This window comes from Methylicorpusculum oleiharenae, assembly GCF_009828925.2.
In the GTDB taxonomy this organism is placed as follows: domain Bacteria; phylum Pseudomonadota; class Gammaproteobacteria; order Methylococcales; family Methylomonadaceae; genus Methylicorpusculum; species Methylicorpusculum oleiharenae.
The window spans coordinates 242737-258082 of the sequence record NZ_WUTY02000001.1 but is presented as its reverse complement, the minus strand read 5'-3'; the positions used below and the strand labels follow the sequence as shown (position 1 = coordinate 258082).

The following is a 15346-nucleotide window of genomic DNA, read 5'->3' as shown; positions in this document are numbered from 1 at the left end:
CGCCAGTTGTTGTGGTTTAGGCGCGGTCGATAGATGACGGCGTCGAAAACCTGGCGAGATGCCTTCCTCATTTATGCCCAGCCCCAAGTGCTGGGCATGATTTTCCTCGGATTTTCTGCCGGTCTTCCCTTTCTTTTGGTGTTTTCTACGCTGTCAGCCTGGTTGAGAGATGAGGGTGTTGAACTCTCGGTGATTGGTTTTTTCAGCTGGATAGGGGTGACCTATTCCATAAAAGTCTTTTGGGCTCCGGTTGTTGATAGGCTGGCGCTCCCTTTGTTGTCCCGATGGCTAGGAAAAAGACGCTCATGGATGCTGCTTGCCCAGTTGGGTATTGCTTTTGGCTTATTTGTCATGGGCAGTCTTGATGTCAAGACACAATTGGAATTGATAGCCTTGCTCGCTGTATGGGTCGCCTTTTGTTCTGCAACACAAGATATTGTTATTGATGCTTATCGTATTGAAGCTGCGGTTGCTGAATATCAGGGCGCTATGGCGGCCACGTATGTGCTGGGTTACCGAATTGCCTTGCTGGTTGCGGGTGCCGGTGCTTTTTATCTGGCCAATTATTTCAATTGGAGTGTCGCTTATGGCGTAATGGCGTGCACCATGCTGGTTGGTATCATTGCAACACTGTCGATCAATGAGCCTGATCATCTGGCGGCTGAGCGTCATTTGTCACTGGGGTTGCCTAGGCTGCAGGGAAGTCAGGAAAAAGGCGTGTCGTTTTTTTTACGTTGGCTCAGGGATATCGTACTCAGTCCATTCGTTGAGTTTTTTGTCAGGAACGGTAAGCGCGCTATTTTTATTTTGATGCTCATCGCGTTGTATAAAATGAGCGACATCACGATGGGGGTGATGGCGAATCCTTTTTATTTGGATTTGGGCTTTACCAAAAAAGAGATTGCTGACGTCAGCAAGATTTTCGGTTTTTTCATGACGATTGCCGGTGCCTCTCTGGGGGGCGTGCTGGTAGTCAAGTTAGGAATCATGCGCGCTTTATTATTAGGCGCGGTCATGGTCGCAGTGACTAATTTGTTGTTTGCTGTTCTTGCTACGACAGAACCCAGTCTGGCTTTACTCGCCGGCGTGGTAAGCGCCGATAATTTAAGCGGAGGCATGGCGACTTCTATTTTTATCGCTTATCTTTCAGGCTTGACCAGTAAGCTTTATACGGCGACTCAGTATGCATTGTTCAGTTCGCTCATGACTTTGCCGGCCCAGTTACTGGGCGGTTTTTCCGGAATAGTCGTCGAGCGGTTCGGTTATTTTGTGTTTTTCGGTTATGCGGCTGCCGTTGGCGTGCCAGCTATCGTATTGGCGCTTGTTTTGATGAAGATGCGTCCTGTCAGTGATCAAGGCTAATGTTATAGTCCATGATCAGTGGCGCATGGTCAGAGAACATTTTCTCCTTATAAATCGTAGTGCTTACTATCTTGTCAGCCAAGTTGCCGCTGATGATTTGATAGTCAATTCTCCAGCCCACATTTTGGCCCAGGCCTGCCCTCTGTTAGACCACCACGTATATTCTTCGGGGTTTTTGTTGAGCAATCTAAACGCACCAGCCATGGCTGATCAGCGAATAGCGTGTCCAGCCACGCCCTTTCTTCCGGCAGGAAACCAGAGCTTTTCTGTTTGCTGCACCAGTTTTTTAAATCGATTTTATGATGGGCAATGTTCCTGTCGCCGCATACTATGGAGTCTCACGTACTTTGGTCTAACGCATTAAGGTAGATCAAAAAGCGGTCAAGAAACTGATATTTGAAAGATTGGCGATGCTCGCCGGAAGTGCCTGAAGGTAAATAGAGTGATATGACGCTGAGATGTTTAAATTGGATTCCAATGAATCGTCCTTCTTTGTCAACATCCGGCCAGCCAATGCCGCTGATGGTTTTTTGGGGCTCGGCTTTTGAGTAAATGGCCACGCCGCTATAGCCTTTTTTCTGCGTCGTGATAATGACAGTGATAACCTTCGGGGCAAAACGCGGGTTGGGTCAGTTAATGAATTTGGGCTTTGGTTTCCTGTAGGCAGGCAACGTCGGTGTTTTGCTGCAATAACCAGTTAAAAAACCTTTTCGTTCGGCAAAGGTGATGACTCGTTAAATCAGCAATTCCCAGTTTGAACTTTTAAAGTGGCTTTGAAGGTTAACGTAAGCCTTGCGAAGAACGCGGTAGACCCATTCATGGGGACTTGATTGTGCAGACCTCACCGCAAAGCTTACGCCTCTCCCTCTTAATCATCAAACAGGGAATTGCTGACATTAAATATTGCTAGTTGCGATTTAACAAGTGAATCAGTATTATACGCAGTTCTCAAATAAGTATGTAACCCGTTTAAGGTCCTGTGGAAGCAAAACAATGAAACCAGACATTCATCCAGAATACAAACAAATCACTGTAACATGTGGTTGCGGTAATACATTTGAAACCGCTTCAGTTATCGGTCGCGATCTTCATATAGAAGTATGTTCCGCCTGCCATCCCTTTTATACCGGTAAACAAAGAGTTTTAGATACCGCTGGACGTGTAGATAAATTCCGCAAAAAATACGGTAAATAAGTACTTCTCTGTTGCAGGGAGTATATGCTGTTCGATGCCTAAGGATAGGCCATGCATGAAATTAACTGGTTTCGGGTAGTGGGTGATAATAGCCTTAAAGAAGCATCAAGCTTCGATGTTGTCATCAGATCAGATAGCCCGGAACCGGTAATTGCAAAAATCAATAGTACAAGTTTTCTTAAAATAAGGTCTCTACCGAGCTTTTATCCTCATTTGAGTTAGACGTTGGTGTTGATGTTTTAGGAGATATCTCGTTTGGAATCGTATCCGGGCGCGTTGTATCAAAATACTCCCATGTTCCTGGTGGCGCAGTCTCAGGCGTTAATGACGCATAGTTTGCACCTATAAATCGTTTGATAATTCCATCGGGTGGTGTCAATGTTGTTTCCGGAATTCCTTCCAGCGCGTAACGCATAAAATCAATCCACATAGGCAGTGCTGCTGCGCCGCCCGTTTCCTTTGAGCCCAGTGGGCTTGTGTTATCAAAGCCAATCCATGCGGTAGCCGATACGGTATGGGTATAGCCATTAAACCAGGCATCTCTCTGATCGTTTGTTGTACCGGTTTTTCCTGCCAGATCCTGGCGACCCAAAACTTTCGCGCGCGTCGCGGTCCCGCTTTGAACCACATCACGTAACATTGAATTCATAATGAAATTAATTTGCGGTGAAATTGATCTGGGCGCGGTCCCGGGTTCCAGAAAGGGAGCATCTGCAGCGCAAGTACTACAGGAATGCAACGGTCTGGTCTGGAACAAAAGTTCGCCTTCACTTGATTCGATGCGTTCAATAAAAAAGGGCTCAATTAGAAATCCACCATTAGCGAAAACAGCATAAAGTCTGGCCATCTGCATGGGGGTCGCTTTGCCGGCTCCTAAAGCCAGACTCATTGTTTTTGGTAGCTGGTTTTCAGTAAAGCCGAATCTTAATGCTGTTTCAATGGCCTTATTGACGCCTATCTGCTGAAGAATACGCACGGAAATCATGTTGATGGATTTCTTCAGAGCGGTTCTTAAAGGAGTAGGGCCGCGAAATTTTCTATTATAGTTTTCAGGCCGCCAGCCATTTGCCTGGCTGGGGTCCGCGATAACGATAGGCGCATCATTGACCAGGGTGGCAGCGGTATAACCATTTTCCAGGGCTGCGGTATAAATAACCGGTTTAAATCCTGAACCGGGTTGACGGATAGACTGTACGGCACGGTTAAATTTATTGTTATAAAAATCATAACCGCCAGCAAGTGCCAGCACTGCGCCGTTATAGGGATTTAAGGCAACAAAAGCGCCTTCGGCTTCAGGGACTTGGGCCAGGCGCCAGGATTGGTCCTCAAGTTGCCGAACATAAATAACATCGCCATTTTTCAAAACCTGACTGACATATTCAGGCTCCGCACCTCGTGCGTCCCGGGAAATATATCTTTTGGCCCATTTCATGTTTTCCCAGGAAATGACGATCGCTGTACCGTTTTGTAATTGAGCAATAGCGGCGTCAACGCCTAATTGAGTCACTATCGCGGGTAAACAGTCACCGATGGCTGGAAGTTCAGTAAAGAGGTGTTTCTTTTTATTGAGCGCCGTGTGGGCAGCGTATCGGTACCCATGCCTTTCATCATAGGCATGCAGGGTATTTCTTAAAGCGCGATTGGCAGTTGTTTGTAGCGGCTGGGTTATGGTGGTGTAAACCCGCATGCCCGAGTTGTAGGCTTCTTCACCGTATTGTTCGACAATTTTTTTGCGCACCATTTCAGCGACAAAAGGGGCGGGTAACGTGATGTTGCTTTTTTGAGGTTTGGCTGTGTTCGGTTGTTTTAACGCGGTTTCAAATTCCTCTGCATTGATATGGTTTAGTTCATGCATGCGGCGTAATACGTAATTTCGCCGTTCAAGCGCCCTGGCCTCGTTAGTAAAGGGATTAAATAAAGAAGGCGCTTTAGGAAGACCTGCAATTATTGCGCTCTCGGCTATGGTTAAATCATCCAGTGATTTTCCAAAGTAAGTCTGAGCAGCAGCAACTACGCCATAAGAGCGGTGACCGAGATATATTTTGTTGAGGTAAAGTTCAAGAATCTTGTCTTTGCTGAACGTTTGCTCAATTTGTAATGCCAGGATGATTTCCTTGATTTTACGGGTAAAGGTTTTTTCGCTGGTGAGCAGGAAATTGCGGGTAACTTGCATTGTAATGGTGCTTCCGCCTTGAGATTTCTTGCCGGTAAGTGCGAGTTGTATGGCTGCGCGGATAATGCCTTTATAATCGACGCCGGGGTGTGTTTCGAAACTGTCGTCTTCAGCCGATATGAAAGCATGGATGAGGTTTTTGGGAACCTTGTCGATTGTAACGGGGGTCCGTTTCTTTTCCCCGAATTCTGCAATTAGGGCACCGTCCTTGCTGAATATCTGTAAAGGTATCTGGTAATGAACTTCTTTTAACTGGTTGACATCAGGAAGTTCCTCCAGAATTTTTTTATAAAACAAATAACTGCCAATCATGCCCGTTACAGCAAGCAGTGCCAAGGAAAAAGCCAGCCATTTCAGTAGTTTAAACAGCAATTTTTTTGCCACAAAAAGTCCAGGTTGTTCGCGGTTTGGATTTTTATTCCTTAAAAACTAACCGGAACAAAAACATGTTGCTCAAAATAAACTTGATTCTACTTAAGAGCAACATTTAACTGAAATTTATTAGTTTTTTTATGATGAATTTTAAAAGGCTACTATACTTTGGGCATTATTTATTTCTGCGATCTACTCAATAAAGAAGGCAATACGGTGTCTTTTAACAATCTCACTTACAATTTAGTTTTGCATGGGTTCGGTTATGAGCTGGTTTAGCAGAAAACAAGTGCCTGTTTTAGGCTTGGACATCAGCACGGCAGCAGTCAAATTATTGGAATTAAGTTTGACCGGGGTGCGTTATAAAGTAGAGAGTTACGCGGTTGCTCCCTTGCCTCAGGATGCCGTTGTGGATAAAAATATTGCGAATGTCGATGTTATCTCTGACGCCATTCGCCAGGCGGTTAAAATATCAGGGACAAAATTGAAACATGCCTGCGTAGCGGTTGCAGGCTCTGCTGTGATGACTAAAACCATAAGCATGTCTGCAGCACTAAGCGAGGACGACATGATTGAACAAATCATGGTCGAGGCGGATCAGTATGTGCCTTATGCGTTGGATGAGGTTAATATCGACTTCGAAGTCCAAGGCAAGAATGCAAAAAATCCGGATATGGTCGATGTTTTACTCGCCGCGTCTCGAAGAGATAATGTCGAAGACCGGGTGGAAGCTTTAAGCAAGGCAGGGATAAAAGCCAGGATTGTCGATGTAGAAGCCTTTGCCATGGAAAATGCATTTACTTTGCTTTCCGGGCAGTTCAACGATAAAGGCGGGGCAAACACAGTTGCCATTGCTGACATTGGAGCCACAATGGCTACGTTGAACGTGATTCATCAAGGAAAAACCATCTACACGCGGGAGCAGGCGTTCGGAGGCAGGCAATTGACAGACGAAATTCAGCGGCGTTACGGCTTGTCTTATGAAGAGGCGGGTTTGGCTAAACGGCATGGCGGATTGCCGGACAATTACGCAATGGATGTTCTGGATCCTTTTAAAAAAGCCATGGTTCAACAAATTGCACGGTCACTGCAGTTTTTCGTGTCTTCAAGTGCAAATCGCACCATTGATAATGTCGTCTTGGCGGGTGGTTGCGGGTCTATTCCCGGTATCGCAAAACTCGTCGAGCAAAGTCTGGGTGCCCCGGCTTATGTGGCAAATCCCTTTATCAACATGGCGCTATCCAATAAGGTAAGGCCCCAAAGTTTGAGTAACGATGCTCCGGCCATGATGATAGCCTGCGGTCTGGCAATGAGGAGTTTTGACTGATGGCTCGTATTAATTTACTTCCTTGGCGTGCAGAGCAAAAAAAACAAAAACAGAAAGATTTTTTTTACGCAGGATTGATTGCGCTTTTTATAACAGTTCTGATCCAACTGGCAATTCATATGTATTACGAAGATGCCAAAGCCTACCAGGAAAGCAGAAACCAGTATTTAAAAAGCGAAATAGCGATTGTTGATAAGAAGATTCAAGAGATCCGAGTCATTGAAGAGAAAAAGAAGCAGTTATTGACCAAGATTGATGTCATACAAAAATTACAGGGCAGCCGCCCTTTAATTGTCAGGTTATTTGATGAATTGGCTAAAACGGCTCCGGACGGTGTGTATTTGACCAGTTTTAGCCAGACCGATGACAGGCTTACTTTTAACGGCAAAGCCGAATCTAATGCCAGGGTCTCGGCATTTATGCGTTCAATTGATGCGTCAAGCTGGATGCATAGTCCCACCCTGCAAATTATCCAGGCAAAAGATAAAACCAAGGTTGAGCAACTGAGTGATTTTGTTTTGGTTGCCAAGCTAGGTGCTAAGCCCGTCCAACCCAATGGTAATAAGTGATGAATTTATCGGAAATTAATTGGGATATCAACGAGGCCGGAGTTTGGCCGCTACCTATTAAAATCATCGCAATCCTGATCGTCTGTATAGCGGCGGCTGCAGCTGGCTATTACTACGATACCGTGGATCAAATGGATCAATTGGCGGCTTTGGAAAAAATCGAAATTGATTTGAAGAGTAACTTTGAAATCAAACAAAAAAAAGCCGTTAACTTGCAGGATTACAAAGATCAGCTTCAACAGATTGAGTCCCTTCTCGAAGAAATGATCAGACAAATGCCCACCAAAGCTGAAGTGGCCAGTTTGTTGGTCGATATTTCCCAAACCGGATTAGCCAGTGGTTTGGAATTTCGTTTATTCAAACCAAGTCAGCCTATTAAAAGGGATTTTTATTATGAATTGCCCATAGATATTCAGGTTATCGGAAAATATGAAGAACTGGGTTTGTTTGTCAGCGGCATATCTTCATTGCCCCGTATTGTTACAGTGCACAACGTCAAGATTACGCCTTTGGCCAAGAACGATGCCATGGTCATGAACACAACGGTTAAAACCTATAACGAGGGAAGCGATAATGATTCAGGTGCTCCTGCTGCCGGAAAGAAGGCAGGTGCTGCTAAAAGGATCAAAAAATGAAGCTGTTGCTGAGAAAAAATCCAAATTATCTGCCCCTCTTGTTAATCATGCTAGGATCAAGCGTGTTTACAGGATGTGCTGATAAAGATCCATCCGACCTTAGAAGCTTTGTGGCCGAGATTAAGGCGCGTCCCAAAACTCAAATTGAGCCCTTGCCCGAAATAAAATTGGTTGAGCCTTTTTTGTTTAAACCCAACGGACTAAGGGATCCTTTTAGACCCAACGAAAAAATTGATCTGGCCGAAACTGCCGGAGCAGCAGTGGGCTCAGGCGTCAAGCCTGATAATACAAGGCGAAAAGAAGAGCTGGAAGCTTACCCGCTGGACTCTTTGCGCATGGTGGGTACCGTCAAAAAGGACGGTATTTGGGCGCTGATCAAGGCTGTGGATAAGACGGTCCATCGTGTGCAAGTAGGTAATTACTTGGGAAAAAATCACGGAAAAATTATCCGAATCGTCGAAGATAAAATCGAATTGATGGAGATAGTGGCTGACAAGCCCGGCACATGGCGAGAGCAGCAAACTTCACTGGCTTTAGCGGAATGATGTTGGGAATAACACAATGATTACTAAGAATAACGGTATTACAGTGAAAATATTTTCTCAGCTCTCATGGAGCACGGTTTTATTAAGTACGTTACTGATACTTGGCTACTCTGTCGGCAGTTTGGCCGAAACGCGTCAAATCAAATCACTGGACTTTACCAAAAGTGCTGGAGGGGCGCTGCAATTGCAGATTGAAATGGATGGTCCGGTTATTGAGCCTCGCATTTTTCATACCGAGAACCCTGCTCGTATTGCTCTCGACTTTAGCGGTGTAAAAAGTGCGCTGGCACAAAAGAAATTTCCCATCAATCAGGATGCCGCAGATAGCGTCTATGTCGCCGAATCCGGAGACAGGGTGCGAGTCGTAGTGAACCTGTTGTCGTCAGTCCCTTATGAAACGAGGACTGAAGGAAATCTTTTTTTCCTTACCTTAAATCAGGCGGCAGAAGTAGCCGCTCCGGTTTTGCCCCAAGCTTCATTTCTTCCGGCGGCGATTGGCGCAGATCGTAAATCGGTGGTCGCAGAGCTGATGCCGGAACAGGATATCAAAGGCGTTGACTTCAGACGTGGGGATAAAGGCGAAGGCAGGATACTCGTGTCTTTAAATAAACCCAATACGATGGTGAACACTAAGGAAATAGGGGGTAAGGTCGTGTTAAGTTTTGTCAACACCACATTGCCACCTAATTTGTCCAAGCGTTTGGACGTGTCCGAGTTCGCTACGCCAGTCAAATACATAGACACGGTTTACTCGCTTCAAGAAACCACCATGACGGTGGAGTTACAAAATCCGCTTTACGAGTATTCGCTGTTTCAATCCGAAGGTTTGTTGACCGTCGAATTCAGGCCGTTGACTCAGGCTGAAAAAGATGTGCGGGACAGTCAAAAAGACCGTTTTGTCGGTGATCGCTTGTCACTGAACTTTCAGGACATCGATATTCGCAGTGTCATTACGTTACTTGCCGAATTTACCGGACAAAATGTAGTAGCGGGTGATGATGTGGTCGGTATGGTGACATTAAAACTCGATGATGTTCCCTGGGATGAAGCTTTGGCTTTTATCATGATGACCAAGGGGCTGGAAAAATACCAATCCGGCAACGTGACCCTGATAGCGCCGGTCGGTAAGATCAAGGATTACAAGGAAAAACAACGTGAAACCGAGCGAGTGGTTGAGCAACTGGAGCCCTTGCAAACGGAGTACATTAAAATTAACTATGCGCGTGCAGAAAATCTTAGCAATTTACTCTATGGACGCAATGCCGGTTCATTGGGTGTTTGCGGTGTGACCAGTGCTTCAACAACGACAGCTCAGCAAGGCGGCGGGCAAGGTCAAGCGGGTGCTCAATTGCAAGGTGGGCAATCTGCTCAAGGGGGACAAGGTGGACAAGGCAGTCAGGGGCGATCCGGCGGTCTGGATGATAAATTTTCCTTGATGTCACCAAGAGGCACTGTCGTAGTTGACGGTAGAACGAATACTTTGATTGTCCGGGAGACAGCGGCCCGAATAATTGAAATAAAAAAACTGATTCGCGAACTGGATGTGCCGGTCAAACAAGTCATGATCGAATCGCGCATTGTGATTGCCGATAATACCTTTGCGCGGGATTTGGGTGTTAGGTTCGGCGTGGCCAAACAAGGTTCAATAGGTGGTTCGGATTTTGGTGTTGGTGGCGCAGGCACCCAGTCAGATATCAGTGGAGCTCAACAAGTGACTGAAATGCTGGTGGATTTGAGTGCGACCAATCCTTACGGGGCTTTGGGTATGACGTTGGCAAGAGGTGCCGATTATGTGCTTAATCTGGAATTGTCCGCTTTGCAAGATGAAGGGCGTGGCGAGATTCTATCCAACCCCAGAGTCATGACGTCTGATCGCTGTGAAGCTAAGATCAGTTTGGGCCAAGAAGTACCTTTTCAGGCGTCCAGTGCGAACCAGGGTGCTAACATCAGCTTCAAAGAAGCGCTTTTAGAATTGGCTGTGATGCCTCAAATTACGCCAAACGGGAGCATTCTGATGGCGTTGACCATCACTAAAGACGAGCCCAATTTTGCCAGAGCAATCGGCACAGAGGGTCAACCGCCCATCATTAAACGTGGCATTGAAACCAATGTTAATGTAATGGATGGTGAAACAGTCGTATTAGGAGGTGTTTTTGAAGGCACGCAAAGAAATAATGTCAATAAAATTCCTTTCTTTGCAGATTTGCCGGGTATCGGTTTTTTGTTTAAGAAAACAGTTACACAAGATGACAAATCCGAGTTGTTGATATTTGTAACGCCCAAAATTGTTCAGACCAATACAGCTAATAACTGATTGCTTCTACTAAGAGCCAAAAGGGGGCATAATGCCCCCTTTTTTAATGCCGAAAAATCGACTCACTTCATGGCGAAATCAGAAAATATATATTTAATCGGCCTAATGGGAGCGGGTAAAACGACAATTGGCAGACAGTTGGCCAGAGCGTTAAAGTTTCCTTTCTACGACAGCGATAAAGCGATTGAAGAGGCGACAGGTGTTGATATTCCGACAATATTTGAATTTGAGGGCGAGGAAGGTTTTCGGGATCGCGAGGAAAAAATGATCCATCAGTTAACCGATCTTAAGGGAATTGTTCTGGCGACGGGAGGGGGCGCTATTTTACGTGAGGAAAATCGTAAACGCCTGCAGTCGAACGGATTTGTTGTTTATCTTCAGTGCTCCATAGAGAGAATCCTGGAGCGGACCCGTCGTGATAATCACCGCCCGCTTTTACAAACTGAAAATCCCCGGGATCGTTTGGAAAAGTTATATGAACTGCGTGAGCCGTTGTATCTCAGCTGTGCTGACACTCAGGTGAATACCGGTATAATGTCCAGCAAAACCGTGGTCAAGCATATCCTCGATAAATACGAATCTTTGAAATGAATACATTACAGGTTGACTTGGGTGACCGGAGTTACCCCATCTATATTGAAGCAGGTTTGTTAAATCAAGCCGATTGGGTTCGCAAACATATCCGCGCTCAACAAGTGCTGGTACTGACCAATGAAACTGTGGCGCCGCTTTATCTTGCGACACTGATGAGTCATCTGGAGGGCTACTCGGCTGAGACGGTAGTGCTACCTGATGGCGAGCAATACAAAACGCTGGACTATCTCAACCGGATTTTTGATCAGCTGCTGAGCAAGAAATTCAGTCGTAATGCCACGCTGATCGCGTTGGGCGGTGGCGTTATCGGCGACATGGGTGGTTTTGCCGCCGCGTGTTATCAACGGGGTATTGTTTTTATTCAGATTCCGACTACGTTATTGGCTCAGGTCGATTCTTCCGTGGGGGGTAAAACCGGAGTCAATCATCCCTTGGGTAAAAACATGATTGGGGCTTTTTATCAGCCGCAGTCTGTCATTATCGATACGGATGTTCTGGATACCTTGCCCGACAGAGAGCTTTCTGCCGGATTGGCCGAAGTCATCAAATACGGGCTCATCAGGGACCCCGATTTTTTTATGTGGCTGGAAGACAACATTGACAAGCTGCTGGCCAGGGATAAACCGGCATTGTCGTTTGCCATTGAACGGTCGTGCCGGAACAAAGCCGAAGTGGTTGCTGCCGATGAACTGGAAGCGGATGTAAGAGCAACATTAAATTTGGGACACACGTTTGGTCATGCGATAGAAACAGGGTCCGGCTACGGTTATTATCTGCATGGAGAGGCGGTTGCTATCGGTACCTGTCAAGCCGCTGACTTATCTGTGCGACTAGGCTGGTTAAAAGAAAGCGAGCGTGATCGCATTATCGCTTTGTTTCAAAAAGCAAATCTTCCGGTGCTGCCGCCAGAGTCGATGGATTCAGACCGATTTATCGAGCTGATGGCTGTAGATAAAAAAAATCTGGATGGTAAGGTTCGTTTAATTTTGCTAAAAAAAATCGGCGAGGCGACATTGCCCGTTAGTGTTGAAAAAGAATTATTAGAAATGACACTTAAAACCTATGGCAGAGAATGAGGTATTGACTGCAAAAGTTGGTCAATCAGTGACTGCGTCATCAAAACAAGCGACTCAATCACTCATAACCACTGAGCGTTCACAAAAACTGGATTTACTGATCCATCTGATCAGTAATCTGGTGCAGCCTATCATTGTCTGCGGACCGCATGGCATCGGTAAAACAACGTTGCTGAATCGGCTGGTTGAAAAAATAACAGCCGATTGTTTATGCTGTTATGTAAAAAGCGCCAACCACCTCACTTTTGAGTCTATACAGAATCAATTGACTCAGTTTCTTAGTCAGAACACAGTTAAAACCGACTCACTCAGTTTGCCCGCTTTACTTCAGCGACTGGAAAAACAGCATCAAAAACTGGTTTTGATTTTAGACGAAGCAGGCGGCTTGGAGCCGGGGCTGATCAATCGACTAGCACATTATGCTGAGGACAATTCGGCATTAAGAATCGTTTTTGCGTTGACCCAAGATGAACTCTATGTAAAAAACACTACGGACAATGTAGTAGAGGATTGTCATTTTGTGGAATTGCCGCCGCTTTCTGAAAAACAGTGCATGGAGTTTTTACAGAATTTATCCGGAAAACCTGGAGCGGCTTTACCTTTTCAGGCGATCACCGAAACGATGGTGGCGGATCTTTACCGTGAAACACACGGCATTCCCGGTTTGATTGTCGCTGAATTGCCGCATGTGTCAAATTACAAAAAAAGAAGGGTAAAACACAGAAGATCAAGTCTTCTATTTGCTGTTTTGTTAATCGCTGCTGCTTTGATTTATTTTGCCTGGCAAGAAACAGAATTAGAAGAGCTAAGCTCAATCTCGCTGCCTTTTACGGAACAAACAGAAGATACCTCAAAGCTTGATCAAGTTGCCGTCCCCATCGAAACAACAGCGGTGCCCGAGCCGTTGCATAGCCAGGGTGAGCAGGAATTTGCAGAGGCGGATATCTCCAGCAGGTACTTAGAGCAAGATCAGGCTGTTAGCGAGGAAGAGCCGGCTCCCCTGGAGGATAAAACAACCGAATTTGAGCCAGAAAATACAGAAGTGGTTCAGGCTGAACAGCCTAAACCTATTGTGTTAAAAGAACAGCAGGCAGAGCCTCCAAAATTAACGGAGCCAGTTAAGGCTAAACCGGTTAAAAGCCTAACGCCGGATGCAGAACAGAAAAAAGAACCTTTGCCTTATAAACTGGTGTCTCCTACGGATCAAAAAAGCGGACCTGTCAATGATCACAAGTCTTGGGTGCAGGCACAACAAGCCAGCGGCCATACAGTGCAAGTGATGGTATTGTCCAGCCTTCAGGCGGCCCAAGAAGTGGTAAAGAAATATAACAAATTGCCCCAGCCTTTGCGCTATATCCGGACAACGATAGGCGGTAAAGAAAAGTTCATTGTGGTTTACGGGGCTTTTAGCAGTGCCGCTGCCGCGGAAAAGGCAATTCAAACGTTACCTAAAGAACTCCGGCAATCCTGGGTTCGCAGTTTTAACGGCTTGCAATCGGAAACCCGAAAAGAGCCCTGATCAAAAAGTTATAACGAGTCAGCGTGGAGCGCAAAAGCTCTTGCTCCTGATCTGAAAAGTTATAAATATTTTATTAAGCCAATAGCCACTTAAATGACTTTATTACAAAACGATATTTTTATTCGCGCCTTATTAAGGCAGCCTGTAGACAGAACGCCGGTATGGATGATGCGTCAAGCCGGGCGTTACCTGCCAGAATACCGGCAAGTCAGAGACCGCGCAGGTAGCTTTATGGGGCTGTGTACCAATCCCGAGTTGGCTTGTGAAGTGACGCTTCAGCCTTTGGATCGTTTCAAATTCGATGCGGCCATTCTTTTCTCCGATATCTTGACTGTCCCCGATGCCATGGGCCTGGGATTGTACTTTAGTGAAGGCGAAGGACCCATTTTTGAACGTCCTATCAAGACGGCAGCCGACGTTGACCAACTGCCGATACCCGATCCTGAGCAGGAACTGCGCTATGTGATTGATGCGGTTCGCTTGATCAGATCGACGCTGCAAGGCCGTGTGCCCCTGATCGGATTTTCAGGCAGTCCGTGGACTTTGGCAACTTATATGGTCGAAGGCAGAAGTAGCAAGAGCTTTCAAAAAATTAAGACGTTTATGTATGAACAGCCTGCAACGGTTCATAAATTGCTGGATAAGCTGGCGCAGTCGGTGGCGCTGTATCTCAATGCCCAAATCGCTGCCGGTGCTCAAGCCGTGATGCTGTTCGATACCTGGGGTGGCATGTTGACCACCGAAGATTACTTAGAATTTTCGCTGTACTATGCAAAACAGGTTTTAGCCCATTTAAATACGGATGTGGCGGGTCAAAAAATCCCTACTATCTTGTTTACCAAAGGTGGCGGTTTATGGCTTGAAGATATGGCCGAAACCGGTTATGACGCCTTGGGTCTGGATTGGCAAACCGATATTCATGCGGCTCGTGCCCGTGTCGGCAATCAGGTTGCACTGCAAGGGAATATGGATCCCATCTCTTTGTATGCTTCCCCTGAAGTAATACGAGAAAAAGTTAAAGCTATCTTGGCAGGTTACGGAGCTGGTTCTGGTCATGTGTTTAATCTGGGGCACGGCATTTTACCCGATGTCCCACCGGACCATGTAAAAGCCATGGTTGATGCTGTGCATGAATTCAGTCCTGCTTTTCATGTGCCGGCTGTTTAGATCCTTAATGTGTAATGTGATGATTGACTGATGTGGTTACAAAAGACGCTGAGACTCCAGCCTAAAAAACGAGGATTTCATCTGATCACTTCGGATATTGTTTCGGCTGTGCCGGAAATAGCCAATATCAGCATGGGTTTGTTGCATTTGTTTATTCAGCATACGTCCGCTTCATTGGCAATAAATGAAAATGCCGATGGGGATGTTCGATGGGATATGGAGGCTTATTTCTCAAGGCTTGCGCCGGAGAACGAGCCATATTTTCAGCATACGCTTGAAGGAGCTGACGATATGCCTGCCCATCTTAAAGCGGTTCTGATCGGTTGCCAATTGACCGTACCTATCGGCAGCGGCAGGCTTCAGTTGGGCACCTGGCAAGGGGTTTACCTCAATGAACATAGAGATCATGCCGGAGCCAGAACAGTTATCATCACTTTGCATGGACAAGCTTAAGATAAACCGGGTTATTCAGAGCTGGGGATAAATCCGTCTTAATCCG

14 protein-coding genes are annotated in these 15346 nt (G+C 46.0%); 12 read left to right on the top strand and 2 right to left on the bottom strand.

Going from position 1 to position 15346, the window contains the following annotated elements; all coding sequences use genetic code 11:
- Nucleotides 1-33: 33 nt before the first annotated feature.
- Entirely contained in the window at nucleotides 34-1362 is a 1329-nt protein-coding gene (locus GO003_RS01245) for an AmpG family muropeptide MFS transporter (protein ID WP_159652284.1), read from the top strand.
- A 338-nt stretch (nucleotides 1363-1700) separates the two neighbouring features.
- On the opposite strand, the gene GO003_RS01240 is transcribed toward GO003_RS01245, so the two are convergent.
- A complete protein-coding gene (locus GO003_RS01240) occupies nucleotides 1701-1922 on the bottom strand; it encodes an exonuclease/endonuclease/phosphatase family protein (protein WP_231088767.1) in 222 nt (73 codons plus the stop codon).
- 433 nt (nucleotides 1923-2355) lie between these two features.
- Between GO003_RS01240 and rpmE the strand changes: the two genes are divergently transcribed.
- Nucleotides 2356-2556: a 50S ribosomal protein L31 gene (rpmE, locus tag GO003_RS01235; protein WP_159652287.1), complete on the top strand. Its 201-nt coding sequence runs from the start codon at nucleotides 2356-2358 to the stop codon at nucleotides 2554-2556.
- Between the two features lie 178 nt (nucleotides 2557-2734).
- Here rpmE and GO003_RS01230 read toward each other — a convergent pair whose 3' ends face one another.
- The gene (locus tag GO003_RS01230) at nucleotides 2735-5113 is read right to left on the bottom strand and encodes a penicillin-binding protein 1A (RefSeq protein WP_231088766.1); all 2379 of its coding nucleotides are present in this window, start codon (nucleotides 5111-5113) and stop codon (nucleotides 2735-2737) included.
- 253 nt (nucleotides 5114-5366) lie between these two features.
- On the opposite strand from GO003_RS01230, the gene GO003_RS01225 reads away from it, so the two are divergent.
- From GO003_RS01225 to GO003_RS01180, 10 genes are all read left to right on the top strand, one after another.
- The gene (locus GO003_RS01225) at nucleotides 5367-6428 is read left to right on the top strand and encodes a pilus assembly protein PilM (protein ID WP_159652289.1); all 1062 of its coding nucleotides are present in this window, start codon (nucleotides 5367-5369) and stop codon (nucleotides 6426-6428) included.
- Complete coding sequence (locus GO003_RS01220) at nucleotides 6428-6997, top strand: PilN domain-containing protein (RefSeq protein ID WP_159652291.1); 570 nt, start codon at nucleotides 6428-6430, stop codon at nucleotides 6995-6997. The genes GO003_RS01225 and GO003_RS01220 overlap by 1 nt, the downstream gene beginning before the upstream one ends.
- A complete protein-coding gene (locus tag GO003_RS01215) occupies nucleotides 6997-7632 on the top strand; it encodes a type IV pilus inner membrane component PilO (RefSeq protein ID WP_159652293.1) in 636 nt (211 codons plus the stop codon). Before GO003_RS01220 ends, GO003_RS01215 begins: the two co-directional genes overlap by 1 nt.
- On the top strand, nucleotides 7629-8177 hold the full coding sequence (locus GO003_RS01210; RefSeq protein WP_206444573.1) for a pilus assembly protein PilP: 549 nt from the start codon (nucleotides 7629-7631) through the stop codon (nucleotides 8175-8177). The genes GO003_RS01215 and GO003_RS01210 overlap by 4 nt, the downstream gene beginning before the upstream one ends.
- Before the next feature lie 16 nt (nucleotides 8178-8193).
- Nucleotides 8194-10491: a type IV pilus secretin PilQ gene (gene pilQ / locus GO003_RS01205; protein WP_159652295.1), complete on the top strand. Its 2298-nt coding sequence runs from the start codon at nucleotides 8194-8196 to the stop codon at nucleotides 10489-10491.
- A gap of 69 nt (nucleotides 10492-10560) precedes the next feature.
- A complete protein-coding gene (gene aroK / locus GO003_RS01200; RefSeq protein ID WP_159652297.1) occupies nucleotides 10561-11082 on the top strand; it encodes a shikimate kinase AroK in 522 nt (173 codons plus the stop codon).
- A complete protein-coding gene (gene aroB, locus GO003_RS01195; RefSeq protein ID WP_159652299.1) occupies nucleotides 11079-12161 on the top strand; it encodes a 3-dehydroquinate synthase in 1083 nt (360 codons plus the stop codon). The genes aroK and aroB overlap by 4 nt, the downstream gene beginning before the upstream one ends.
- A complete protein-coding gene (locus GO003_RS01190; RefSeq protein WP_159652301.1) occupies nucleotides 12148-13680 on the top strand; it encodes an AAA family ATPase in 1533 nt (510 codons plus the stop codon). Before aroB ends, GO003_RS01190 begins: the two co-directional genes overlap by 14 nt.
- Before the next feature lie 93 nt (nucleotides 13681-13773).
- On the top strand, nucleotides 13774-14847 hold the full coding sequence (gene hemE, locus GO003_RS01185; RefSeq protein WP_159652303.1) for a uroporphyrinogen decarboxylase: 1074 nt from the start codon (nucleotides 13774-13776) through the stop codon (nucleotides 14845-14847).
- Nucleotides 14848-14877: 30 nt separating this feature from the next.
- Nucleotides 14878-15300 carry a secondary thiamine-phosphate synthase enzyme YjbQ gene (locus tag GO003_RS01180; RefSeq protein WP_206444574.1) on the top strand — a complete coding sequence of 141 codons (423 nt, stop codon included), beginning with the start codon at nucleotides 14878-14880 and terminating at the stop codon, nucleotides 15298-15300.
- Nucleotides 15301-15346 lie beyond the last annotated feature (46 nt).